Origin of the sequence: Roseateles sp. UC29_93 (assembly GCF_042695725.1) — a bacterium.
Taxonomy (GTDB): domain Bacteria; phylum Pseudomonadota; class Gammaproteobacteria; order Burkholderiales; family Burkholderiaceae_C; genus Roseateles; species Roseateles noduli_A.
On record NZ_CP170545.1, the window covers coordinates 4,608,662 to 4,632,434 of the forward strand.

Annotated in this window: 18 protein-coding genes; 15 read left to right on the forward strand and 3 right to left on the reverse strand. The window is 68.6% G+C overall.

Going from position 1 to position 23,773, the window contains the following annotated elements; translation table 11 throughout:
- The 4 genes from ACFJIX_RS21590 (at window position 1) to ACFJIX_RS21605 (ending at window position 7,861) form a co-directional block, all read left to right on the forward strand.
- A complete protein-coding gene (locus ACFJIX_RS21590; RefSeq protein WP_377154733.1) occupies window positions 1-3,165 on the forward strand; it encodes an efflux RND transporter permease subunit in 3,165 nt (1,054 codons plus the stop codon).
- Window positions 3,162-4,580, forward strand: a complete 1,419-nt coding sequence (locus ACFJIX_RS21595; protein ID WP_377154735.1) for an efflux transporter outer membrane subunit — start codon at window positions 3,162-3,164, stop codon at window positions 4,578-4,580. The genes ACFJIX_RS21590 and ACFJIX_RS21595 overlap by 4 nt, the downstream gene beginning before the upstream one ends.
- Window positions 4,581-4,747: 167 nt before the next feature.
- The gene (locus tag ACFJIX_RS21600) at window positions 4,748-5,671 is read left to right on the forward strand and encodes a spherulation-specific family 4 protein (protein ID WP_377154737.1); all 924 of its coding nucleotides are present in this window, start codon (window positions 4,748-4,750) and stop codon (window positions 5,669-5,671) included.
- Between the two features lie 120 nt (window positions 5,672-5,791).
- Entirely contained in the window at window positions 5,792-7,861 is a 2,070-nt protein-coding gene (locus ACFJIX_RS21605) for an alpha/beta fold hydrolase (protein WP_377154739.1), read from the forward strand.
- A 151-nt stretch (window positions 7,862-8,012) separates the two neighbouring features.
- On the opposite strand, the gene ACFJIX_RS21610 is transcribed toward ACFJIX_RS21605, so the two are convergent.
- Window positions 8,013-9,647 (reverse strand): glycoside hydrolase family 64 protein, encoded by a 1,635-nt coding sequence (locus ACFJIX_RS21610; protein WP_377154741.1) that lies wholly within the window; start codon window positions 9,645-9,647, stop codon window positions 8,013-8,015.
- 359 nt (window positions 9,648-10,006) lie between these two features.
- On the opposite strand from ACFJIX_RS21610, the gene ACFJIX_RS21615 reads away from it, so the two are divergent.
- The 6 genes from ACFJIX_RS21615 (at window position 10,007) to ACFJIX_RS21640 (ending at window position 16,206) form a co-directional block, all read left to right on the forward strand.
- Entirely contained in the window at window positions 10,007-11,218 is a 1,212-nt protein-coding gene (locus tag ACFJIX_RS21615) for an MFS transporter (protein ID WP_377154743.1), read from the forward strand.
- 44 nt (window positions 11,219-11,262) lie between these two features.
- Window positions 11,263-12,192 (forward strand): GNAT family N-acetyltransferase, encoded by a 930-nt coding sequence (locus ACFJIX_RS21620; RefSeq protein WP_377154745.1) that lies wholly within the window; start codon window positions 11,263-11,265, stop codon window positions 12,190-12,192.
- A gap of 96 nt (window positions 12,193-12,288) precedes the next feature.
- Window positions 12,289-12,453, forward strand: a complete 165-nt coding sequence (locus tag ACFJIX_RS21625; RefSeq protein ID WP_377154747.1) for a hypothetical protein — start codon at window positions 12,289-12,291, stop codon at window positions 12,451-12,453.
- 38 nt (window positions 12,454-12,491) lie between these two features.
- Window positions 12,492-12,992 (forward strand): hypothetical protein, encoded by a 501-nt coding sequence (locus tag ACFJIX_RS21630; protein ID WP_377154749.1) that lies wholly within the window; start codon window positions 12,492-12,494, stop codon window positions 12,990-12,992.
- Window positions 12,993-12,994: 2 nt separating this feature from the next.
- Window positions 12,995-13,765 carry a DUF1828 domain-containing protein gene (locus ACFJIX_RS21635; protein ID WP_377154751.1) on the forward strand — a complete coding sequence of 257 codons (771 nt, stop codon included), beginning with the start codon at window positions 12,995-12,997 and terminating at the stop codon, window positions 13,763-13,765.
- Window positions 13,766-13,965: 200 nt separating this feature from the next.
- Window positions 13,966-16,206, forward strand: a complete 2,241-nt coding sequence (locus ACFJIX_RS21640) for a TonB-dependent receptor plug domain-containing protein (protein ID WP_377154753.1) — start codon at window positions 13,966-13,968, stop codon at window positions 16,204-16,206.
- Between the two features lie 214 nt (window positions 16,207-16,420).
- Here ACFJIX_RS21640 and ACFJIX_RS21645 read toward each other — a convergent pair whose 3' ends face one another.
- The gene (locus tag ACFJIX_RS21645) at window positions 16,421-17,161 is read right to left on the reverse strand and encodes a LuxR C-terminal-related transcriptional regulator (RefSeq protein ID WP_377154755.1); all 741 of its coding nucleotides are present in this window, start codon (window positions 17,159-17,161) and stop codon (window positions 16,421-16,423) included.
- A 104-nt stretch (window positions 17,162-17,265) separates the two neighbouring features.
- Entirely contained in the window at window positions 17,266-18,243 is a 978-nt protein-coding gene (locus tag ACFJIX_RS21650; RefSeq protein ID WP_377154757.1) for an NADPH:quinone oxidoreductase family protein, read from the reverse strand.
- 128 nt (window positions 18,244-18,371) lie between these two features.
- Between ACFJIX_RS21650 and surE the strand changes: the two genes are divergently transcribed.
- Genes surE through rlmD form a run of 5 tightly spaced genes read left to right on the forward strand, consistent with a single transcriptional unit; the run spans window position 18,372 to window position 23,674 of the window.
- On the forward strand, window positions 18,372-19,127 hold the full coding sequence (gene surE / locus ACFJIX_RS21655; protein WP_377154759.1) for a 5'/3'-nucleotidase SurE: 756 nt from the start codon (window positions 18,372-18,374) through the stop codon (window positions 19,125-19,127).
- A complete protein-coding gene (locus ACFJIX_RS21660) occupies window positions 19,124-19,969 on the forward strand; it encodes a protein-L-isoaspartate(D-aspartate) O-methyltransferase (RefSeq protein WP_377154761.1) in 846 nt (281 codons plus the stop codon). The genes surE and ACFJIX_RS21660 overlap by 4 nt, the downstream gene beginning before the upstream one ends.
- Before the next feature lie 56 nt (window positions 19,970-20,025).
- Window positions 20,026-20,913, forward strand: a complete 888-nt coding sequence (locus ACFJIX_RS21665; RefSeq protein ID WP_377154763.1) for a peptidoglycan DD-metalloendopeptidase family protein — start codon at window positions 20,026-20,028, stop codon at window positions 20,911-20,913.
- A gap of 23 nt (window positions 20,914-20,936) precedes the next feature.
- Window positions 20,937-22,124: an RNA polymerase sigma factor RpoS gene (gene rpoS / locus ACFJIX_RS21670; RefSeq protein ID WP_377154765.1), complete on the forward strand. Its 1,188-nt coding sequence runs from the start codon at window positions 20,937-20,939 to the stop codon at window positions 22,122-22,124.
- A 44-nt stretch (window positions 22,125-22,168) separates the two neighbouring features.
- On the forward strand, window positions 22,169-23,674 hold the full coding sequence (gene rlmD / locus ACFJIX_RS21675) for a 23S rRNA (uracil(1939)-C(5))-methyltransferase RlmD (protein WP_377154767.1): 1,506 nt from the start codon (window positions 22,169-22,171) through the stop codon (window positions 23,672-23,674).
- Window positions 23,675-23,773: the final 99 nt, after the last annotated feature.

Sequence of the window (23,773 nt, forward strand, 5' to 3'; positions counted from 1 at the left end):
ATGGCCTCGTTCTTCATCGACCGGCCCATCTTCGCGTGGGTCATCGCCATCGTGATCATGCTGGCGGGCGCCGCCGCGGTGCGCATCCTGCCGCTGGAGCGCTACCCGGACATCGCGCCCACCCGCATCTCGATCAACACCAGCTATCCGGGCGCCGCCGCCAAGGCGATCGAGGACTCGGTGACGCAGGTCATCGAGCAGAACCTCAAGGGCATCGACGGGCTGTTCTCGATCGAGTCCAACAGCAACGCCTCCGGCGGCGCGAGCACCGTGCTGAGCTTCGTCGCCGGCACGGATCCGGACCTGGCGCAGATGCAGGTCCAGAACAAGGTCTCGCAGTCGCTGTCGCGGCTGCCGCAGGCGGTGCAGGCGCAGGGCGTGCGCGTGACCAAGGCCGGCACCGAGAACCTGATGGTCATCATGCTGACCAGCGACAACCCGGCCGTGACCTCGGCCGACCTGGGCGACTACCTGTCCAGCACACTGGTCGACATCATCAGCCGCATCGAGGGCGTGGGCGACATCAACGTCTTCGGCTCCGGCTACGCGATGCGCATCTGGCTGGACCCCGCGCAGCTGCAGCGTTACGCGCTGGTGCCGGGCGACATCCGCAACGCGCTGCTGGCGCAGAACACCGAGGTCTCGGCCGGTCAGCTCGGCGCCCAGCCGGCGCCTGAAGGCCAACGCCTGACGGCCATCATCACCGCGCGCGCCAAGCTCACCACGGCGGAGCAGTTCCGCAACATCGTGCTGCGCGTGCAGCCGGACGGCTCCGCGCTGAAGCTGGGCGACGTCGCCCGCGTCGAACTGGGCCGCGACAGCTACACCACCAACGTCAAGAGCACCGGCCAGACGGCCGCGGGCATGGCCATCCTGCCGGCCAGCGGCGCCAACGCGCTCAAGACCGCGGAGCTGGTGAAGGCCAAGCTGGCCGAGCTCGAACCCTTCTTCCCGCACGGGATGAAGTCGACCATCACCTACGACACGACGCCGTTCATCAGCGTGTCCATCGAGAGCGTCGTCCACACGCTGATCGAGGCGATGGTGCTGGTGGTGGCGATCATGTACCTGTTCATGCAGAACCTGCGCGCGACGCTGGTGCCGGCGATCGCCGTGCCGGTGGTGCTGCTGGGGACTTTCGGCGTGCTGGCGCTGGCGGGTTACTCGATCAACTCGCTGACGATGTTCGGCCTGGTGCTGGCCATCGGGCTGCTGGTGGACGACGCGATCGTCGTCGTCGAGAACGTCGAGCGCCTGATGCGCGAGGAGGGCCTGAGCCCCCGCGACGCGACCCGCGAGAGCATGAAGGAGATCAGCGGCGCGCTGGTCGGCATCGCGGTCGTGCTGTCGGCGGTGTTCATTCCGATGGCCTTCTTCGGCGGCTCGACCGGCATCATCTACCGCCAGTTCTCGATCACCGTGGTGAGCGCGATGATCCTGTCGGTGCTGGTGGCGATGAGCCTGTCGCCGGCGCTGTGCGCGACGCTGCTCAAGCCCGTGCACAAGGGCGAGCACGCGGCCCACGGCGGCCCGTTCGGCAAGCAGCTGGACTGGTTCTTCGGCGGCTTCAACCGCCAGTTCGACAAGTTCACCGAGCGCTACGTCGTGCGCGTGCGCTGGCTGACGGCGCGCGGCGTGCGCAGCTTCCTCGTCTACCTGCTGCTGATCGGCGGACTGGCGGCGCTCTACAAGACGCTGCCGACCTCGTTCCTGCCCGACGAGGACCAGGGCAGCCTGCAGATGCAGGTCCGCATGGCGCCGGGCGCCACGGCCGAGCGCATGGAAGCGGTGGCGCAGGCGATGGAGACCTACCTGGCCGAGCAGAAGGAAGTGCAGTTCTACAACCTCGTGCGCGGCGCCAACGGCGACCAGGGCTCGGGTCAGGGCTTCATCCGGCTGACCGACTGGAAGGACCGCCCCGAGAAGCAGCAGGGCGCCGCGGCGCTGGCCGAGCGCTTCAGCCGCGAGCTCGGCAAGAAGGTGCGCGACGCCAACATCTTCATCGTGCAGCCGCCGACGGTGCGCGGCCTGGGCGGCAGCGCCGGCATCCAGCTGTTCCTGCAGGACCTGGGCGGCGTCGGCAACGCCGCGCTGGCCGAGGCGCGCGAGCGCCTGATCGACGAGGCCAACAAGCATCCCGAGCTGGCGCGCGCGCGCATCAACAGCCTGACCGAGACGCCGCAGCTGCAGATCAACATCGACGACCAGAAGGCCGGCACGCTGGGCGTGGCGACGACGACGATCAACGACACGCTGTCGATCGCGCTGGGCAGCAGCTACGTCAACGACTTCATCGACCGCGGCCGCGTCAAGCGCGTGCTGGTGCAGGGCGAGGGCGCGTACCGGGCCGATCCCGACGCGCTGCGCCACTGGTACGTGCGCAACGCCGCCGGCACGATGGTGTCGTTCAACGCCTTCGCCACGGCGACGTGGCAGAACGGTCCGCGCCAACTGGTCCGCTACAACGGCAGCGCGGCCTATGAAATCCAGGCCGACGTGCCACCGGGCGTCAGCTCCGGCGCGGCGATGAAGGCGATGGAATCGATCCTGCGCGAGATGCCGCCCGGCATCGGCTTCGAATGGTCGGGCCGCAGCTACCAGGAACGGCTCTCGGGCGACCAGGCGCCGATGCTCTATGCCGTGTCGGTGCTGTTCATCTTCCTGTGCCTGGCGGCGCTGTACGAGAGCTGGTCCGTGCCCTTCAGCGTGATGCTGGTCGTGCCGCTGGGCATCATCGGCGCGCTCGCGGCCAGCCACCTCGGCGGGCAGCAGAACGACGTGTTCTTCCAGGTCGGGTTGCTGACGACCGTGGGGCTCTCCGCGAAGAACGCGATCCTGATCGTGGAGTTCGCCGAGACCTTGCGAGGGCAGGGGATGAGCGTGCTCGACGCCACCTTGAAGGCGTGCCGGCAGCGCTTGCGGCCGATCCTGATGACCTCGCTCGCCTTCATGATGGGCGTGCTGCCGCTGGCCTTCGCGAGCGGCGCGGGCTCGGGCTCGCAGCGCGCCATCGGCGTCGGCGTGCTCGGCGGCATGGGCAGCGCGACGCTGCTGGGGATCTTCTTCGTGCCGCTGTTCTATCTGTGGGTGAAGCAGCGCTTCAGCCGCGACAAGCCGAAGCCGACACCCGACGATGCGGCTGAGCCGTCGGAGGTGAAGCCATGAAGCCGGTCGTCCTGCTTCCTCTGCTGCTGGGCCTGAGCGCCTGCGGCAGCCTGGTGCCGAACACCGACGCACCGCGTCCGCCGATGCGAGAGGACTTCCGTCCGAACGCAGCCGCTGCGTCATCGACGGCGGCCTCCACGGCAACGACACCCGCGGCCTCGCATGAATGGCGCGGCTTCTTCGCCGATGCGCGGCTGGACGAGGTCGTCGCCACGGCGCTCGACCAGAACCGCAGCCTGCGCGCGAGCGCGGCCGCCGTCGAACGCGTGCGGGCGCAGTACCGCGTGACCGCCGCGGATCGTCTGCCCGAGATCGGCGTCGGTGGCTCCGTCACGCGCCAGCGCACGATCAACGGCGAAGGCGCGACGACGGCCTACGGCGTCAACCTCGGCCTGGCAAGCTACGAGATCGATCTGTTCAACCGCCTCGGCAGCCTCGAGGGCGCGGCGCTGTCGCGCTTCCTCGCGGAGCAGGAGACGCAGCGCAGCACACGGCTGAGCCTGGCCGCGGAGGTCGCGACCGCGTGGCTCGGCCTGGCGGCGGCGCAGCAACGCCTGACCCTCGACCAGGAGCTGCGCGACAGCCAGCAGCGCTCGCTGGATCTGGCCGAGCGGCAGTACGCGCTCGGCGCGGCGTCGGGGCTGGATCGGGCGCGGGCGCGCGCGGCCTTCGAGTCCGCACGCGGCGACGCGGCGGAAAGCGTGAGCGCGGTGACGCAGGCGCGATTGCAGCTGGAGCTGCTCGTCGGCCAGCCGCTGCCGGATCGGCTCCTGCCGACCGCGCCAGGCACGTCGTCCACGCCGGGCGGCGTCGACGTCACGGTGCTGCCGGCGGTGCCGGGCGGTCTGCCCGCCGACGTGCTGCTGCAGCGGCCCGATCTGCGCGCGGCCGAGCAGCGTTTGCGCGCGGCGGCCTTCGACGTCGGCGCGGCGCGCGCGGCGCGATTCCCGCGCCTGACGCTGACGGCGAGCGCCGGCACGCGCAGTCCGGACCTGGACGGCCTCTTCAAGAGCGGCAGCGGCGTGTGGAGCATCGTGCCGCAGATCGACCTGCCGATCTTCGACGGCGGACAACGCCGCGCGCAGGTCGAGGTCAGCGAGGCCAGCCGGCAGGAAGCGCTGGCGAACTACGAGTCCGCCTTGCAGACCGCGTTCCGCGAAGTCGCGGATGCGCTGGCGGTGCGCGATCAGCTCGCCGAGCGGCTCGACGCGCAGCAGGCGCAGGTCGATGCGGCCGAGCAGTCGCAACGCCTCGCCGAGCGCAGCTACCGCCTGGGCGGCAGCAGCCAACTGGAGCTGCTCGATGCTCAACGCCAGGCGACGACGGCGAAGCGCGCGCTGGTGACGCTGCGACAGACCGAGCAGGCCAATCGCGTGACGCTGCTCAGGGCGCTCGGCGGACGCTGGACGCAGTGATTGGACGGTGCGCCCGGTCCCGAGATGACTTTCGCTTTCGTATAAATCGAAAATAAAACTTTCGATTTATGTTGTAAGGAAAGAAAAAAACGTGGCGTAAACCATATTCGAAAGAATTCGATGGATTCCTAGACTCCGCTGGTCATTCACCACGACCAGGGGATCTCATGAAGCAAGCCACACGGCTGACCGCGCGTCCGACCACGCTTTTCAACACGTTCTCCCGACTTTCTGCCGTCGTCGCGCTCGCGGGCGCGGCGGCCGGTGTCGCGACCACGGCCACGGCGGCGCCGACCGGTTTCGGGCTGATCGCCTACTGGGGCGAGACCGCCAGCACCTACGGCGGCCAGGTGCCCTCGGGCAGCTATGTCGTCATCAATCCCAACAGCGGCGCGCAGGGCCTGAGCGCGAGCCAGATCACCAACTGGAAGGCGGTCATCGCCAACATCCGAGCGCAGGGCGGCAAGGTGCTGGGCTATGTGCCGACCGGCTACGACCGCAACACCGCCGACGAGCTGACCCGCTACAACGCGATCCCGACGGAGCTCTCCGCCTACAAGAACACGCTGGGCGGCGTGGACGGCTTCTTCTTCGACGAGGCCGCGCACGACGACGCCGCGCTGACCGACGCGCAGAAGTGCAGCGGCACGCCGACGAAATGGGCCAACGTGCGCTCGATGGTGTCGGGCTCTGGCGCGGGTGGCATCAAGGTCTGGAACGCGGGCTGGCCGGGCGCGAGCGGCTGCTTCGTCAGCGCGGCGCAATCCGGTGAGCACATCGTGATGTACGAGGCCGCGTATGCGGACTACCTCAACGGCGCGAGCTGGCTCAACGGCGACGTGCAGAACCTGGCGACCTCGCTCAACGTCAAGACCTGGCTCCTGATCCACTCCGCGACGCAGGCGCAGATGCAGGCGACGCTCAAGGGCACGACGGCCAACTACGTCTACGTGACCAGCATGACCTACAACCCCAGCCTGCCGTGGGGCGGGCCGATCTGGAACTACACGCCGACGTATTGGGGCAATGACACGACCAGCGGGACGGAGCGGTGGTGTCTGAAGAGCTTGAAGTCGGGCGGCAATTGCTGAGGCAGGCTTAACACGTCGGCGAGTCGCCTTCTCTCATGGATCGACCCGGTGCCGGCGCGGGTCGACCTGACGAAAAATGCGCCCATTCAAAAAGCACATTTTCGATTCAGGGAGAGAGGGATGAATCAATCTCGTGGGTGGCGCCATGCCACTTGGGCGAGCCTGTGCGTGCTCGGCGCGCTGGGTGTGATGCACACCGGTCTGCGCGCGCAGAGTGTGTCGGCGCCCGCGGCCGCGGCGACGTCGACAGGCAAACCGCCTTCGGTCGCCGACTTCTTCCGCGACCCGATGATGCGGCGCCCGAAGATCTCGCCGGACGGCCGCGCGATCGCGCTGGTCGTGAGCAGCGCGCAGCACGAGCGCAGCGCGCTCGCGGTGATCGAGCTGGACCAGGGCAACCGCATCAAGCAGGTCGCGAGCTTCACCGATTCCGACATCGCCCACTTCGACTGGGTCGGGAGCGATCGCCTGGTCTACACCTCCGGCAAGGACGAGGCCGGCAAGCGCCGCGACTACAACACCGCCGGCCTGTGGACCGTGAAGCGCGACGGCTCCGAGGGCCGGCAGCTGATCCTGACGCGCTACGCGCAGGAGAGCCGCATCGATTCGCGCATCATCACGCGGGCGCTGCCGTTCGAATGGTTCCTCTACGACGTGCCTGACGACGACAGCGGCGAGGTGGTCGTCGGCTATGGCCGCTACGACGCTCGCTGGGACCTGAAGTCGGTCCAGTTGGCCCGCCTGAACGTGCAGACGCAACAGCGCCGCACGCTGGAGGCGAAATCGCCGGACTTCGCCGTCAACTGGGAACTGGACCCCACCGGCGAGACCTGGGCGCTGCAGACGCTCAACGAGAACCGCCAGGCGCTGTACTTCAAGACGGCGGACGGCGCCTGGACGCTGGCGCAGGAAGGCGACTGGGTGGCTTCGCCGACCGTGCGGCCGTTCGCGTCCGACGGCCGTGATCTGCGGCTGGTCCTCGCCAGGTCGCCCGCGGGCACGCAGGCGCTGTACCGCATCGACCCCAAGACGCTCAAGAAGGAGGCCGAGCCGCTGGTCTCGCTGCAGGGGTTCGACTTCGACGGCGCCGCGATCTTCGACGCCGACAGCCGGCGTCTGCTCGGCCTGCACTTCGAGAGCGACGCGCCGTCCACGCACTGGTTCGACGCCACGCTCAAGGAGATGCAGACGACGGTCGACCAGGCGCTGCCCGGCCGCGCCAACACGTTGGAATGCCGCCGCTGCCTCAAGACCGGCCGCGTGATGGTGACCTCGATGTCGGACACGCAGCCGGCGGAGTACTTCCTCTACGACCACCGCGCGAAGAAGCTGCGGGAGTTCGGCTCGTCGCGGCCGTGGATCCGCGCCGCCGACATGGCGCAGGTGGAGCAGACCCGCATCCGCGCGCGCGACGGACTCGAGTTCCCGGTGACGGTCACGACGCCGCGCGGCAAGGCCGACGGCCCGAGACCGGCCGTGGTGCTCGTGCATGGCGGGCCTTTCGTGCGCGGCACGTCGTGGGGCTGGAACGCGCTGCCGCAGTTCCTCGCCTCGCGCGGCTACATCGTGATCGAGCCGGAGTTCCGCGGCAGCGAGGGCTACGGCGAGCAGCTGTTCAAGGCCGGTTGGAAGCAATGGGGCGAGGGGATGATCGACGACGTCAGCGATGCGCTCGCGTGGGCGGTCAAGCAGGGCGGGGTGGATGCGCGCCGGGTCTGCATCGCGGGGGCGAGCTACGGCGGGTACGCGTCGATGATGGGCCTGATCAAGGACCCCGGGCAGTACCGCTGCGGCGTGAGCTGGGCCGGGGTCACTGACCTCGACTACCTGTTCAGCCTGGACTGGAGCGATGCCAGCGACGTGTCGCGGCGCTTCGGCATGACGGCCATGATCGGCGACCGCGTGAAGGACGCCGAGCGTCTGCGCCGCACTTCGCCGCTGCGCCGCGCGGTCGACATCAAGGCGCCGGTGCTGATCGCGCATGGCATCGACGATCGGCGCGTGCCGATCGATCACGCGACGGACTTCCGCCGTGCGCTCGAGAAGGCCGGGCACAAGGAGATCGAATACGTCACCTACGACGGCGAAGGCCACGGGTGGCGCAAGCTGTCCACCGACGTCGACTTCTACGGGCGGATGGAGAGGTTTCTGGCGAAGCACCTCGCGGTGGGGACGACTGGGGCTCAGTGATCTTCCACTTCGGGAGGCCAGGCGCGGGCACTCCACGGCGCAGGGGGCGTCCCTCCGGGAACCCCCAGCACCATTCCGGCCCCACCAGCGCCCGCTGTTTGCGGGCCTTGGGAATGCGATTGGGGGACAGGTCTTGCGCTTGGGGATCGGCTTACCAGCCGATCGTGTATGTCACCGTCGTCGGCGCATTCGTGTGTAGCGACGGGCTGAAGCCGCCGACGTCGTCGTACGCGAAACCGTAGGCCAGACCGTAGCCGTTGGCGTTGCCTTCCGTGCCCTTGATCGAATGGTCATGCCAGAACTTGGCGAACCAGTTGCCGCGCGTGCCGGCCGGGTAGAAGGCCGCCGGGCGGTACCAGTCGGCCGGCGTCGCCAGCACGTGGCGGTTCAGCGCCGCGCACACCTGCGCCTGGATCTGCAGCTGGATCGACTTGGCCGCATCGGCCGGCGTGTCGACCTGGAAGCTGCCGTCCGGCTTGCGCGGATCGTCCAGCTTGCCCGCGCCCAGGAAGACCTCGGCCGTGTTGGGCTGGCCGTTGATGTAGTACGTGCCGTTCGAGCGCCCGCCGGTGAACACGAATCGGTTGGTGCTGCCGTCGACGCGGCCGCGGAAGGTGCCCAGGTTGTCCAGCGTGAAGACCAGGTCCTGCGTTTTGAAGCGGTTCCACATCTCGCCGATGTAGCCGTCCAGGTAGGCGCCGTTCACGTCGCCCGGGCGGAAGGTGAAGTGCGCCGGCGCGAGGATGCGGGTGCGGTAGGGCACGTTCGTGAAGTTGGGCTCCGCCAGGCTGCGGAACTCGACCGGCACCTCCTGCTGGAACTTGGTGAACAGCGTGTCGCGCGATTCTGTCAGCGGCTCGCCGACCGTCTTGTCGTAGCCGCCCAGGCCCTGAAGGCGTAGCTTCAGCGGGAAACCGAAGTGGTCCACGCGGGTCGTGTTGATGAAGATGCCTTGGTCCGGCTGGCCCTTGGGGATCAGGGCGAATTCACCGAAGTCGAAGATGACGTCCAGGTTGGGATCGCTCGAGTTCTCGATGTTGGCGCCGGCGTAGGCGATGTTGCCCGCGCCATCGGTGTTCACCTCGATGAACATCGGGCTGCCCACCGACATCAGCACGCGCGCCGAGTTCACCGGCGGGATCGTGATCTGCTTCGTCTGCGACAGCGGGAAGAAGTAGTTGGCGTACTTGCGGCCGTTCTTCGTCACGGTGTTGTCGGACAGGCGCATCGGGACGAGGTTGCCGCCGGCGTCGACGTGCACGAACTCGCCCGTCTGCCAGCTCTTGCCGATGATGGCCCAGTAGACCTGCGCGTCGCTCCAGCGGCCGTTGGTCGCGTTCTCGATCTTGAAGGTCGTGCGGGCGTTCCAGTCGGCCGGATTGCCGGGGTTGCCCGGGTTCTGCGGCGTGCCCGGATCGGTCGTGCCGCCGCCGGTCGTGACGGTCGCGTTGAAGCGCGCGCTGTCGTAGGCCGGGTTGCCGTTGTTGTACGTGAACCAGTAGTCCACGCGCGTGCCGGCGACCGCGCCGGGCAGCGCCAGCTCGTAGCGGGCCGCGCCGCCGTTGAAGGGCATGCGCAGGTTCTGCTGCGCGCCGCCGTTCAACTGGTAGTGCGCGTCGACCCAGGTCGTCGCGACGTTGGACTTGAACCAGAGCGTGGCCTGGCTGCCGTTGAACGCGACGCCGTGCGAGAAGCTCGCATTGGACTGCGCCTGCGTGGTGGGCGCGCTGACGCTCAGCACGAGGAAGGCCAGGCATGCGCCCAGCCAGCAGAGGAGGCGATTCATGAAGTCTCCAAGAGGTTTCGATGGTGTGCTGGAGGCACCGATCGACGCGGTCCGGCCAGCGCTCTTCGACGCCTGTCCGGGACTGCGACTTCTCTCCTGCGCCCACCATCCTAGGCAAAAGCCGCGCATTCTGAAAGCGCTTTCACAATTTGGAGGTATTCGATTGCAACGGCATGAAAGCGACGGTGGCGACGCGTCTCGCGCCATCGGGGCGTGAGGGGCGGTGCGATGTCCGGGCGATGGGCGGGGAGCGACGGGCGAGGAATGCGCGGGGCACGGTCTTGCGGGCGAAGAGCGTCGACGCCTGGCACGGACCTCGCTTATCGTCCTGCCAGCCTTTGCTCCACGCCTGACCGCCGATGTCGACACCTTCCGCAACGTCTGATGCCGAGTTCTCGTTCCGCCGGATCGCGGTTCCCGCGTTCGGGCCGTCGATGCTGTTCGGCCTGGGCGAGGGCGCGATCCTGCCGATCGTGCCGCTGATGGCGCGGGACCTGGGGGCGTCGGTGTCGATGGCGGCCTTCGTGGTGACGCTGATCGGGCTGGGCTCGCTGCTGAACAACATCCCGGCGTCGGTGATCACGATGCGGTGGGGCGAACGCTGGGCCATCGTCGCGGCCGGCGTCTGGAGCGCGTTGGGCATGGCGCTGTGCGTGCTGCTGCCGGGCGTGCTGGCGCTGGGCATCGGCTGCTTCATGGTGGGCATGTCGCAGGCCGTCTACAACCTGGCGCGCCAGAGCTATCTGACCGAGGCGGTGCCCGCCGCCTACCGGGCGCGGGCGCTGTCCACGCTGGGCGGCGTGATGCGGATCGGCATGTTCATCGGGCCGTTCCTGTCGGCGGCGGCGGTGCATGCGTTCGGGCTGGAGGCGGCGTTCGGCGTCGGCATCGCGGGCGTGCTGGCCGCGGCCGCGATCGGCGCGCGGCTGCCGGACCTGGAAGCGCCGCCGCATCCCGCGGGCGCGGCGCCGGCGCCGGTGTCGCTGAAGTCCATCGTGGCCGATCACCGCCGGGTGTTCCTGACCCTGGGCCTGGGCGTGATGCTGGTCAGCGCGGTGCGGGCATCGCGCCAGGCGGTGATCCCGCTGTGGGCGGACCACCTGCTGCTGGCGCCGGCGGTGACCTCGCTGATCTACGGGATCTCCGGCGGCATCGAGATGCTGCTGTTCTACCCCGCGGGCCGCGTGATGGACTTGAAGGGCCGGCGCTGGGTGGCGGTGCCGTCGATGGCGATCATCGGCATCGCGCTGCTGCTGATGCCGCTCACCGCCGGCTTCACCACGCTGCTGATCGCCGCGACGGCGATAGGTTTCGGCAACGGCATCGGCTCGGGCTTGATCATGACGCTGGGCGCCGACCACGCGCCGCGCCATGGCCGCGCCTACTTCCTCGCGGTGTGGCGCTTCCTGTCCGACGTGGGCGGCTCCTGCGGGCCCGCGCTGCTGTCGGCGCTGGTGGCGACGGCGTCGCTGGCCGGCGGCATCGCGGTCACCGGCGGGTTGGCGATGCTGGCGGCGACCTTGCTGGGGATGTGGATCCCGGCGAAGCAGGCGGTCGAGCGATCGCGTTGACGTCGACACACCAGGCGGCCGGATCGGGCGACTACAGTTGCGCCATGCCTGTTCCCCGTGACGACTCTCCGGCCGACTACCGTCCTGGATCACCGCTCAAGCTGCTGCGGACCGAGCGCCTGCTGATGCGGGCCTCCGTGCCCGCGCTGGCCGAGGCCGCGGTCGACTACCAGTCGCGCAACCTCGCGCACTTCGCCCGCTGGGATCCGACGCGTCCGGCCAATCATTGGGAACTGGAGGTCACGCGAGCGCGACTGGCCCGAGAGGAAGCCGCTTTCGACGCGGGCACGATCTGGCGCTACTGGCTGTCGCTGGCGGAGGCGCCCGGTCGCGTGATCGGCGTCTGCGCGCTGTCGGATGTGGTGCGCGGCGTGTTCCAGAGCGCGATGCTGGGCTACAGCTTGGACGAGGACTGCGTCGGCGCCGGTTTGATGCAGGAGGCGCTGAAGCAGCTGATCGACGAGGCCTTCTCGCCGGCGGTGTCGCTGCACCGCGTGCAGGCGTCGGTGCGGCCGGAGAACGCGCCGCAGCCGGCGCGTGCTGGAGCGGCTCGGGTTCCAGCGCGAAGGCCTCAGCCCGCGCTACCTGTTCATCGACGGCGAATGGCGCGACCACGAGACCTTCGCGTTGATCAATCCGCAGTGGGGCGAGACCCGGCGGCCGGCGGGCTGATGGGGGCGCGGATGAAACAACAGCCTGGGGACGTGGTCATCGGCGCGGGTGTCGTCGCTGCGGTGGTGACGCTGACCTACCTTGTGTCGGGACCGGGCGCGGTGGTCGGACTCCTCTGGACAGTGCTCACTGCCAAGTTCGTGCTTCATCTCCTGTCGCGCGACGATGAAGGCGCCCGGCTCCTCGGCACGCTCCTGTTGCTGGCCGTGCTGCTGCGCCACCTGATGCCGCGGCGCTACAAGCGCATGTTCGAGCAATGGCAGCGGGACGGCGCTCCGCCGAAGCTCGACCCGGCCGATTGACTTCATGCCCGCGACGCCGAGCAACGTCCTCCCGCTCGTCGGACTGATCGCTGTTGATTACTGCGCGAGGCGGCTGTCTATCGAGGGGACGTCGGCGTGTCGTCGACCGCCACGCTGGTGTCGACGGTGCTGTTGCTGGGGATGCTGGCGGTGGTGCCGACGCAGCTGCGATACCACGACTTCGGCTGCCGCCAGATCAACGGCGCGCGCTGTTGCGTTCTTGCCGACTCGTTGAAATGGACCTGTTCCGAGTCTGCCTAGACTGGTCATCAATCTCGAGAGTGCTGAAGGTGGCGCACATGACGAAGTTGATGACGGACGAATCGATCAAGGCCTTGATCGAGATGCCCAAGACGGTTCGGAACCCTCGAACCCGATGGATTGAGCAGAAGAGGTCGATGCGCAGGACATTCGATGCGGAGAGTGTCGACGGCCGGTTCAAGTTCCGTGTGTATCAACGGCAGAACCTGGAGGATCCTGATGCCTTCTCTTGCGGATTGAGTCTCCTTGACCTGGACGGCGAGGAGGTGACACTGGTTCGTTGCAACGGCCCCTATCACTCGCATGGCAATCCCCTGGAGGGGGAGCGCCTTGACTTCCTGAGCCACGTCCATTTCGCGACCGAGCGATACATGGCGGAGGGGAGGAAGGCGGAGCATTTCGCCATTCGATGCGATGCGTACGTCGACCTTTGCGGGGCCACTCGCCACCTGGCCGGTCTTTGCGCCATTGCCAATCTGCCGTTGACCGCTCACGCTGGCGGCGAGCTGGTTCAGGGTGTGTTTGACCTGGAGTACTGAACATGACTGTCGCGGACATTCAAGAACGACTATGCAAATTGATGTGCCTGGAGGTACGGGTCGTCGAGCGACGTGGACAACTTGTGGTCTCCCTGCCGTTCGAGGGCCGGGATGGCGATCACCTCGTCGCGCACTTGAAGCACGAGGGCGATCGCTGGCGGATCAGCGACCGGGCGAACACGTTGATGCGACTGAGCTACGAGAACGATCTCTCGAAACTGCTGAGCGGCGCACGCGGCAAGCTGTATGAACAGGTACTGCGTGAGTCCGGCATCGCTGAAGACGACGGAGAACTGTTTGTCATCGTCGACGCCGATGACCTGGCCCGCGGTCTGTTCCGACTCGGGCGTGGCATGTCGCGACTTGAGGACTTGGGACTGTGGAGTCGGGGGCGGGTCGAATCGACCTTTTACGATGACCTGAATTCGGTCCTGCGCGACGTTGTCGGACGTGAGCGATTGATCAGGGACTACGTCGATCCGGACGTGCCCGAGAGCGACAACTATCCCATCGACTTCTTCGTTCAAGGGATTCATGCACCGTTGTACGTGTTCGGTGTCAAAGGCGCGGACAAGGCGCGATTGACGACCATCACCCTCCAGCACCTGAAGGCACATGCAGGGAGTTTCGACTCTCTGGTGGTCGTCAATGATCTGGGCGACATCACCAAGCCTGATATCGAGCGCTTGGCGAAGGTGGCGAACGACATGGTGTTTGGACTCGACGACACCTGCGCCATTCGCGAGAAGATCGATCATCGGCTTCGCGCCTGATGTTGAGATCGGCGCTTGAGCATCGATCGGGAGCCAAGGCGATCTCAGTGTTTGCATGAGCATGTGCGCGGAGCTTCGTTGGCCGGGCACGCCAACGCCCGCAGGCTATGGGGTTGTCGTGACTGATGAATCCCCGAAAGCCCCCATGTCCCCTTCGTTCGTCCTTCCGCCCGCTGATCTCCGGAATCCCGCTGAGCGCCGTGGCGCTCGCCGCCATCGCCAGCCTCGCGTCCGCCGTCCAGGCCCAGACTCAAACTCAGCAGGCGTCGGCGCCGGCCGCCGCCTCCGGCGATCAACTCCAGCAGGTCGTCGTCACCGGCACCCGTCGCGTGAATCGCACGGTCGCGGAGTCCGAATCGCCCGTCGATGTCCTCAGCGTCGCCGATCTGCAGCGCACCGGAACCTCCGAACTCGCGACCGCGCTCGGCCAGTTGCTGCCGTCGCTGAACTTCCCGCGTCCGTCGCTGACCGACGCCTCCGATGCCGTGCGGCCCGCCCAGTTGCGCGGGCTCTCGCCCGACCAGACCCTCGTGCTGATCGACGGCAAGCGCCGCCACACCACCGCCGTGGTCAACATCAACGGCACGCAGGGCCGCGGCTCCGCGCCGGTGGACCTGAACACGATCCCGTTCGCCGCGATCGAGCGCGTCGAGGTCCTGCGCGACGGCGCCGCCGCGCAATACGGCTCCGATGCGATCGCGGGCGTGATCAACATCGTGCTGAAGAAGGGCGCCAAGGGCGGCAGCGTCAACGCCGAGGTCGGCCAGACCGATTCGGGCGACGGCTTCCGCCATACCGAGGCGGCCAGCGCCGGCTTCGCGCTCGGACAGGACGGATGGGTGCGCTTCGCGCTCGAGAATCGCCATCAGCAACGCACCAACCGCGCCGGCGTCGACACGCGCGACGCGGCGATCGAGCCCCGCTTCGGCCAGGTCAACAACCGACTCGGCGATCCGGACAGCCATCAGCAGTCCGCGGTGATCAACGCAGAGGTCGCGCTGACCGGCGGCCTGCAGGCCTATGCCGTCGCCACGCTCAGCCATCGCGACACGGTCTCCGCCGCGTTCTGGCGCACCCGCGCGACGGCTGTCGCCAACAACGTCGCCGGCCTGTACCCCGAGGGCTTCCTGCCGTTGCAGGACAGCACCACGGTCGACACCGGCATCGTCGCCGGCGTGCGCGGTGAGTTGGCCGGATGGTCCTGGGACGCGAGCGTCAACCATGGCCGCAACCGCTTCGACATCGACGTGGCCAACACGGCCAACTACTCGCTCGGCAACGCGAGCCCGACGCGCTTCGATGCCGGTCGACTCAGCAACCAGCAGACGGTGCTGAATCTGGACCTGTCGCGCGAGGTCGACCTCGGTCTGGCCGCGCCGTGGACTTTGGCCCTCGGCGCCGAGGCCCGTCGCGAGCGCTACGAGATCGATGCCGGTGAACCGGCGTCGTACCAGAGCGGCGGCGCTTCCGGTTTCCCCGGCTTCCAGCCGAGCAACGCCGGCGCGCATTCACGCCATGACATCGCCGCCTACGCGAGCCTCGAAGGCCAGGTGACGAAGGCCTTCAGCGCCTCCGCCGCGCTGCGGGCCGAGCACTACAGCGACTTCGGCAATGCGACCTCCGCGAAGCTGTCCGGCCGCTACGTGTGGTCCCCGGCCGTGGCGCTGCGCGGCACGCTGTCCACCGGCTTCCGCGCGCCGTCGCTGGCGCAGCAGTACTTCGCCACCACGTCGACCAACCTGATCAACGGGGCGCTGGTCGATGCCGGCACCTTCCCGGTGGAATCGGCGGCCGCGGCGGCGCTGGGCGCCAAGCCGCTGAAGGCGGAGAAGTCGCGCAACCTGAGCCTCGGCCTGCTGTTGCAGCCGCTGGCGCAATGGCAGACAACGGTCGACGTCTACCAGATCGACATCGACGATCGCATCCTGCTGTCGGCCAACCTGACGCTGCCGGCGGCGCTCCGCAATCAGCTGGCGGCGCAAGGTGTGCTGGTCAGCGCGGGGCGTTACTTCACCAATGCGCTGGACACGCGCACGCGCGGCGTGGACGTCGTGAGCACCTGGCAGCAGGATTGGGGTGGCGCGGGCCGCGGGCAGTACACGGTCGCGTACAACCACAACAAGAACTCGATCCGGCATGTCGACGACAACCCGGCGATCCTCACGGCCAACAACCTGGAGCTGATCGACCGCGTCTCGCTGGCGCGCGCCACGATCGGGTCGCCGAAGGACAAGCAGGTGCTCGGCGCCGAGCACCGCTGGGGACCGTGGATCGGCCGCGCGGCGGCGAGCCGTTACGGCAGCTTCGTCATCCGCCAGTCCAACGCGGCCAACGACCAGACCTTCGGGGCCGGCGTGGCTGCTCGATCTGTCGGCGGGGTGGGAGCAGGGCGCCTGGTCGCTCAGCGCTGGCATCGACAACGTCACCGATCGCTATCCTGATCGAGTGATCACGCCGAACGCCGTCGGCGGCATCCTGGCCTACAACCAGTTCTCGCCGTTCGGGGCGAACGGGCGGCAGTACTACGCGAAGGCGGGTTATCGCTGGTGATGGTTGAACGCGTTCCAGCCGCAGGGCCGGGATGCGAGGGGGCCGGAAATGCAAAGGGCCGGCGTCGGCCGGCCCTTCAGCGCGAAATGGTCAGCGGTCCAGCGGTTAAACCAGGCCCTGCTTGGACGCCAGCACCGCGGCTTCCGCGCGGCTCGACACATTGAGCTTCTTGTAGATGCTCTTGATGTGGTCGTTGACGGTGAACCACTTGATGCCCATGAGGTTCGCGATCTCCTTGATCGTGAACCCCTTGCTGAGGTAGGTCAGCACCTCGTTCTCGCGCGGGGTCAGGCGTTCCCATTCGGGCACCGGATCCAGCGTGACGCCGCGCGTGCTGGGCGTGGCCGTGGACGTCAGGCTGCCGAAGCCGGAGTTCAGTCCCATCGGACCGGAATCGCCGGTCGATCCCGGACGGAAGTGCGACAGCAGCCGGCGCGCGATCGCCGGCGACAGCGGCGGCTGGCCGCGCACGATGCGCTGCAGCTCTTCCACCAGCACCTCGAAGCGGTCTTCCTTCAGCAGGTAGCCGTCCGCACCGCGCTGCAGGGCAGGGAAGAGGTGGTCATCGTCCGAATAGAGCGTCGTGACGATCTTGACCGCCGGCTTGCCGGCGAGCTCGCCCAGGAACTCCATGCCGTTGCCGTCCGGCAGTTCCAGGTCGATCATGATCAGCTTGTAGCCCGTGGCGGGCGACTCGGCCTCCACCTTGGCCAGCTGGCGGCGCGCGCCTTCCAGGTCGCCGGCCTCGGTGATCTCCATGCCGTCGCTGAAGCTTTCACGCACCACGCGGCACAGGAAGCTGCGGGCGACGGGGTTGTCTTCGACGATGAGAACTTTGACGGCCATGGTGTGGGGAGCGATAGCTGGCCGCATCCTAGCAGCGCCCCCCGGGCTTGCATGCCCCGTGAAACAGGGTGTCGCCGGACGATCGTCAGGCGGTCGACGGACGGTCAGCCGTTGACGACCACCAGCTTGCCCACCACCTGCCGCGAGGCCATGCGCTCGAAGGCCTTGGGCAGCTCCTCCATCGGCAGGACCTGGTCGATCACCGGGCGGATCTTGCCGGCCGCGTACCACTGCGCCAGCGTCATCATCATCGCGGCGTTGCGCTTGGGTTCGCGCTTCGCGAACTCTCCCCAGAAGACGCCGACCAGCGAGGCCCCCTTCAGCAGCGCCAGGTTCAGCGGCAGCGCCGGGATGCTGCCCTGCGCGAATCCGACCACCAGGTAACGCCCGCGCCAGCCGATCGAGCGGAACGCCGCCTCGGCCAGGTCGCCGCCGACGGGGTCGTAGATGACGTCCGGGCCCTTGCCCTCGGTCAGCGCCTTGATCTCGTCACGCAGCGAGCCGCTCGCGTAGTTGATCGTGGCATCGGCGCCGATCTCGCGGCAACGCGCGCATTTCTCGTCCGACGAGGCCGCCGCGATCACCCGCGCGCCGGCCGCCTTCGCGATCTGGATCGCCGCCGTGCCGACGCCGCCCGCCGCGCCCAGGATCAGCACCGTCTCGCCGGCCTGGAGCGCGGCGCGGTCGATCAGCGCATGGTGGCTGGTGGCATAGGTGCAGATGAAGGCCGCGGCGTCCTCGAAGGGGAAGCCGGGCGGCAGCGGCAGCGCCAGCGCGGCGGGTACCAGCGCCTCGGTGCCGAAGCCGCCGGTGCCGGTGAAGGCCGCCACCGCGTCCCCCGGCTTGAAGCCGGTCACGCCGTCGCCGACCGCCTCGACGATGCCGGCGAACTCGGTGCCCGGCACGAAGGGCAGCGGCGGCTTCATCTGGTACTTGTTCTGGACGATGAGCAGGTCGGGGAAGTTCAGGCTCGCCGCCTTGATCGCCACCTTCAGCTGGCCGGGGCCGGGCTGCGGGGAGGGCAGCTCCTTCCACTGCAGCGCCTCGACGCCGACCGGGTTCTCGCACAGCCATGCCTTCATGTCTCGTCTCCTCTTTCTGATGGATCCGCCAATCGTCGCGGGGTGGTCCAGGGGTCGCCGGGCGCATGATAGGCAGCACGGGTGGACCCTCGCGTCACCGGGGTGACGGCCTGCCTACAATGCCGTCCATGCGCATCCTCATCGCCAACGACGACGGCTATCTGGCCCCCGGTCTTGCCGCCCTGGTCCGTGCCTGCGAAGGGCTCGGCACGGTGGAAGTCATCGCCCCGGAGCAGAACGCCAGCGGCACGTCCAACTCGCTCACGCTGCACCGGCCGCTGTCGGTGTACACGTCCTCCAACGGTTATCGCTACGTCAACGGCACGCCGTCCGACTGCGTCCACCTGGCCCTGACCGGGCTGCTGGACTACAAGCCCGACCTGGTGCTGTCCGGCATCAACAACGGCGCGAACATGGGCGACGACACGCTCTATTCGGGCACCGTCGCCGCCGCGACCGAGGGCTACCTCTTCGGCGTGCCGTCGATCGCCTTCTCGCAGGTCGAGAAGGGCTGGGGCGACCTCGATGCCGCCGCCGCCGTCGCGCGCGCGCTGGTCCAGGACGTCATCGCCGGCGGACTGGGTCAGCCCTTCCTGCTCAGCGTCAACATCCCGAACCGTGCCGACGCCGCTTCGCTGCCGCGCCGCATCACGCGCCTGGGACGCCGCCACGCCAGCGAGGCCACGATCCAGCAACGCAGCCCGCGCGGCGAGATGATCTACTGGATCGGCCCGGCCGGCGCCGAGCGCGAAGCGGGCGAGGGCACCGATTTCCACGCGACCGCCAACGGCGCCGTGTCGGTCACGCCGCTGCAGGTCGACCTCACCGAGCACGCGACGCTGGGCCACTGGCGCCAGCAACTGCAGACCGACGGCCGTCCATGACCTCGCTGCCGCCCCGGCCCAAGCGCTTTCCGCTGTCGCTGGACAAGCTCGGAGCGACCCGCCCGGGCGCGCCCGGCGCGGCCGCGGCCGCCGAGGCACGCGAGCCGCTCAAGCCGCAGGGCCATTGGCAGCAGGCCGCCGCCATCAAGGCCCGGCAGACGACGCCGATCGGGCTGGGCCTCGATTCGGCCGGGGTGCGCCAGCGCATGGTCGAGCGGCTGCGCCGCGAAGGCCTGTCCGACGAGCGCGTGCTGCAGGCGCTGGCCACGGTGCATCGCCATCACTTCGTCGACTCCGCGCTCGCCACCCAGGCCTACGAGGACACCAGCCTGCCGATCGGCCACGGGCAGACGATCTCCAAGCCGTCCGTCGTCGGGCGGATGATGGCGCTGATGCTCGATGCGCCCGGGGCGCGGCAACGCGGCCATCTGGGCAAGGTGCTCGAGATCGGCACCGGCTGCGGCTACCAGGCGGCGCTGCTGATGCAGTTGTCGAAACAGGTCGTGTCGGTCGAGCGGCTGCGGCCCCTGCACGACAAGGCGCGCGCCAACCTCGTGGGGCATCACCAGATCCGGCTCGTCTACGGCGACGGCATGCTCGGCCATCGGCCGTCGGCCCCGTACGACAGCATCATCTCCGCCGCCGGCGGCGACGACATCCCGCAAGCCTGGCTGGACCAGCTCGCGCCCGGCGGCCGACTGGTGGCGCCGATGACCGCGCCCAGCGGCCGGGGGCAAGTCCTGGTCCTGATCGATCATGTCCGCGACGCCGCGGGCTCGCGTTTCCTGCGCAGCCTGCATGAGGCCGTCCTGTTCGTACCCCTAAAATCAGGCGTCCTGTAGCGCGCCAGCCCGACTGTGGCTTCCGCGCTTCGGCTTTCCAAATGACAACTTCGCGCATGCAACAACTCTTCCGTTCCCCGCTGCTTTGGGTCTCCGTGGCGGTGCTCGCGCTCACGGGCTGCCAGAACACCCCGCACCGCGCGCCGGTGGAGGACCGTCCTGTCGGCAAGGCGACTGCGCCGGCCATTCCTGGCACGGCGGTCACGCCCGCCCCGGAATCGAAACCGCTGCCGGGCGCCGAGAACGCCGGCAAGCCCGGTTACTACACCGTCAAGCCCGGCGACACGCTGATCCGTATCGCGATGGACAACGGCCAGGGCTGGCGCGACGTGGCGAGATGGAACGGCATGGACAACCCCAACCTGGTCGAGGTGGGTCAGGTCTTGCGCGTGATTCCGCCGGGCCTCGACCCGAACGCGGCCACGACCCGGCCGCTGACGACTTCCAAGGTGGAGACGCGTCCGCTGGATGGCAAGTCCCCGGCTCCGGCGACGACGACCGCCGCGGCCGCGTCTTCCTCCTCGCCCGCCAGCGGCGCCGCGACGCCCGCCGCGCCGGCCGTCACCAAGGACGACGACGACATCAGCTGGGGCTGGCCCGCGTCCGGCGCGGTGGCCGCGGGCTTCGACGAGGTCCGCAACAAGGGCATGGCCTTCTCCGGCAAGGCCGGGGATCCGGTCTTCGCCGCCGCCGATGGCCGCGTGATGTATGCGGGCGCGGGGTTGCGCGGATACGGCAACATGATCATCATCAAGCACAGCACGAACTATCTGACGGCTTACGCGCATAACCAGACCCTGCTGGTGAAGGAGGACCAGGTGGTGCGCAAGGGCCAGAAGATCGCAGAGATGGGTTCCAGCGACGCGGATTCGGTGAAGCTGCACTTCGAAGTGCGCAAGCAAGGCAAGCCGATCGATCCGTCCAAGTTGTTGCCCGCGCGCTGAGGCGCTCGAGGAGGCGCCGCAACATGACCTTGCATCGCGCCTCTTCGACTGACGGACTTCTGCCCGACGGCCTGGATCGACCCGTTCATCCCGGCCGCTTCAAGCTGCCGCCCGAGCTGGCGGTGGACGGTCACGATGTCGCGCAGGCTGCCGGCAATGATGCCGGTCATGACGACGGCCTCGACCCTCACGACGGCGACGAACGCGAACACGCCGCGCGCGACGACGCTGACGCGCCCGGTGCGGCGGAAGTCGCGACCGATGACGACGACGAGGTCCGCGTCCTGCGCAGTGTCGAATCCGAGGACGGCAAGGGCAAGTCCAAGTCCGGCAAGGGCGATCTCGGACCCGCCGACGGCGACGCCACCAACGCCCTGCAGGCCTACCTGCGCGACATCCGCCGCACGCCGCTGCTGACGCCGCAGGAGGAGTACGACACCGCCGTGAAGGCGCGCGCCGGCGACTTCGAGGCGCGGCAGGCGATGATCGAGCACAACCTGCGACTGGTCGTCAGCATCGCCAAGAACTACCTGGGCCGCGGCCTGCCGATGAGCGATCTCATCGAGGAGGGCAACCTCGGCCTGATGCACGCGATCGGCAAGTTCGAGCCCGAACGCGGCTTCCGTTTCTCGACCTACGCCAGCTGGTGGATCCGCCAGGCGGTGGAGCGCGCGCTGATGCATCAGGCGCGGCTGGTGAGGCTGCCGGTGCACATCGTGCGCGAGCTCAACCAGGTGCTGAAGGCGCGTCGCGCGCTGGAGGCGGTCGCGGCGCAGCGCGGCGGCGAAGGCGGCGTGCGCGCCGAGGACGTCGCCCAGGCGCTCGGGCGGCCGGTCGACGAGATCGCCGAGCTGCTGGCCTATGCGGAGCTGCCGAGCTCGCTCGATTCTCCGGTCGACCGCAACGGCGAGGGCGGCGAATCGATGCTGGACCTGGTCGCGGACGAGCAGGCCGTCGATCCGGCGGGACATCGGCTGAGCCATGAACTCGAGGACCTGCTCAAGAGCGGTCTGGCCTCGCTCAGCGACCGCGAGCGCGAAGTGCTCGCCGGTCGTTACGGCCTCGCGGACCGCGAGCCCGAGACGCTGGACATCCTGGCCGTGCGGCTCAGCCTGACGCGTGAGCGCATCCGGCAGATCCAGATCGAGGCGCTGGCCAAGCTCAAGCGCAACATGATGCGGCAGGGCATCAGCCGCGATTCGATCTTCTGAGCGCGGACAGGCGCCCCCCGACGGCGCTGGGATAATGCGCCCCCATGACTGATGTATCGGAATGGCTGAAGGTCGACTCGCTGGACCTTGAAGCGCAGGGCGTCGCCCACAACAGCGAAGGCAAGGTGGTGTTCATCGAGGGCGCCTTGCCTGGCGAGGAAGTCCAGGTCACCGTCGGCCGCAAGAAGAACAAGTGGGAGCAGGCCGCGATGGTCGCGATGCGCCGCGAGAGCTCGCAGCGCGTGCGTCCCGTCTGCCCGCATTTCGGCCTGCATCCCGGCGCCTGCGGCGGCTGCAAGATGCAGCACCTGCATCCGGGCGCCCAGGTCGCCGTCAAGCAACGCGTGCTGGAGGACAACCTCTGGCACCTCGGCAAGGTCAAGGCCGAGGCGCTGCTCCGTCCGATCGAGGGCCCGGCCACCGGCTACCGCTATCGCGCGCGCCTGTCGGTGCGCTACGTGCCGAAGAAGGGCCACGTGCTGGTCGGCTTCCATGAGCGCAAGAGCCGCTACATCGCCGACATGCAGGTCTGCAAGGTCTTGCCCGAGAAGATCAGCGCGATGCTGATGCCGCTGCGCGAGCTGGTCGGCGCGATGGACGCGCGCGACCGGCTGCCGCAGATCGAGCTCGCCATCGGCGATACCGACGGCACGCAGGTCATCGCGCTGGTGCTGCGCCACCTGGAGCCGCTGAGCCCGGGCGATGTCGCGAAGCTGCGCGCGTTCGCGGCCGAGCACGGCGTGCAATGGTGGCTGCAGCCCAAGGGGCCGGACACGGTGCACCTGCTCGACGCGGGCGGACCCGAGCTGGCCTACACGCTGCCGGAGTTCGGCGTGCTGATGCCCTTCAAGCCGACCGACTTCACGCAGGTCAACCACCACATCAACACGGTGCTGGTCGGCCGCGCGCTGCGTCTGCTGGGCGTGCAGTCGGGCGAGCGCGTCATCGACTGGTTCTGCGGCCTGGGCAACTTCACGCTGCCGCTGGCCACGCAGGCGCGCGAGGTGCTGGGCATCGAAGGCAGCGAGGCGCTGGTGCAGCGCTCGCGCGAGAACGCGGCGCGCAACGGCCTCGATCACAAGGCGAGTTTCGTCGCCCGCAACCTGTTCGAGATGACGCCGCAGCTGCTGGCCGCCGACGGCGTGTCCGACCGCTGGCTGATCGATCCGCCGCGCGAAGGCGCGTTCGCGCTCGTGAAGGCGCTGGCGGATCTGGTCAAGGATCCGTCGCTGGCGCCGGGCTGGACGCCGCCGGAGCGCATCGTCTACGTGTCCTGCGCCCCGTCGACGCTCGCGCGCGACGCGGGCCTGCTGGTCCACGTGGCCGGCTACCGCTGCACGAAGGCGGGCGCGGTCAACATGTTCCCGCACACGGCGCACGTCGAATCGATCGCGGTCTTCGAGCGCGATCCCGACGCGCAGGCGCGCATCGCGCGCGGCGAGGTGGCGGCCGTCGTCATGGCGGATGTCATGGCCGGCGCCGATGCGCAGACGCTGGCCGATGCGGGCGCGGACGCATCGTCATCTCCGAGCGCTGAGTTGACTGCTTAATGAGGTCGCAATGTCGGAGACGGGGCGCATGACCAGCCGCGAGGGCAGGGGCCGCTCGTAGAATCGACGGCTTCGGTTTCTCCCGCCTCGGCAGGTTCC

Coding starts and splice junctions, on each gene's coding strand:
- ACFJIX_RS21590 (WP_377154733.1), top strand. CDS start 1: ATGGCCTCGTTCTTCATCGACCGGCCCATCTTCGCGTGGGTCATCGCC.
- ACFJIX_RS21595 (WP_377154735.1), top strand. CDS start 3,162: ATGAAGCCGGTCGTCCTGCTTCCTCTGCTGCTGGGCCTGAGCGCCTGC.
- ACFJIX_RS21600 (WP_377154737.1), top strand. CDS start 4,748: ATGAAGCAAGCCACACGGCTGACCGCGCGTCCGACCACGCTTTTCAAC.
- ACFJIX_RS21605 (WP_377154739.1), top strand. CDS start 5,792: ATGAATCAATCTCGTGGGTGGCGCCATGCCACTTGGGCGAGCCTGTGC.
- ACFJIX_RS21610 (WP_377154741.1), bottom strand. CDS start 9,647: ATGAATCGCCTCCTCTGCTGGCTGGGCGCATGCCTGGCCTTCCTCGTG.
- ACFJIX_RS21615 (WP_377154743.1), top strand. CDS start 10,007: ATGTCGACACCTTCCGCAACGTCTGATGCCGAGTTCTCGTTCCGCCGG.
- ACFJIX_RS21620 (WP_377154745.1), top strand. CDS start 11,263: ATGCCTGTTCCCCGTGACGACTCTCCGGCCGACTACCGTCCTGGATCA.
- ACFJIX_RS21630 (WP_377154749.1), top strand. CDS start 12,492: ATGACGAAGTTGATGACGGACGAATCGATCAAGGCCTTGATCGAGATG.
- ACFJIX_RS21635 (WP_377154751.1), top strand. CDS start 12,995: ATGACTGTCGCGGACATTCAAGAACGACTATGCAAATTGATGTGCCTG.
- ACFJIX_RS21645 (WP_377154755.1), bottom strand. CDS start 17,161: ATGGCCGTCAAAGTTCTCATCGTCGAAGACAACCCCGTCGCCCGCAGC.
- ACFJIX_RS21650 (WP_377154757.1), bottom strand. CDS start 18,243: ATGAAGGCATGGCTGTGCGAGAACCCGGTCGGCGTCGAGGCGCTGCAG.
- surE (WP_377154759.1), top strand. CDS start 18,372: ATGCGCATCCTCATCGCCAACGACGACGGCTATCTGGCCCCCGGTCTT.
- ACFJIX_RS21660 (WP_377154761.1), top strand. CDS start 19,124: ATGACCTCGCTGCCGCCCCGGCCCAAGCGCTTTCCGCTGTCGCTGGAC.
- ACFJIX_RS21665 (WP_377154763.1), top strand. CDS start 20,026: ATGCAACAACTCTTCCGTTCCCCGCTGCTTTGGGTCTCCGTGGCGGTG.
- rpoS (WP_377154765.1), top strand. CDS start 20,937: ATGACCTTGCATCGCGCCTCTTCGACTGACGGACTTCTGCCCGACGGC.
- rlmD (WP_377154767.1), top strand. CDS start 22,169: ATGACTGATGTATCGGAATGGCTGAAGGTCGACTCGCTGGACCTTGAA.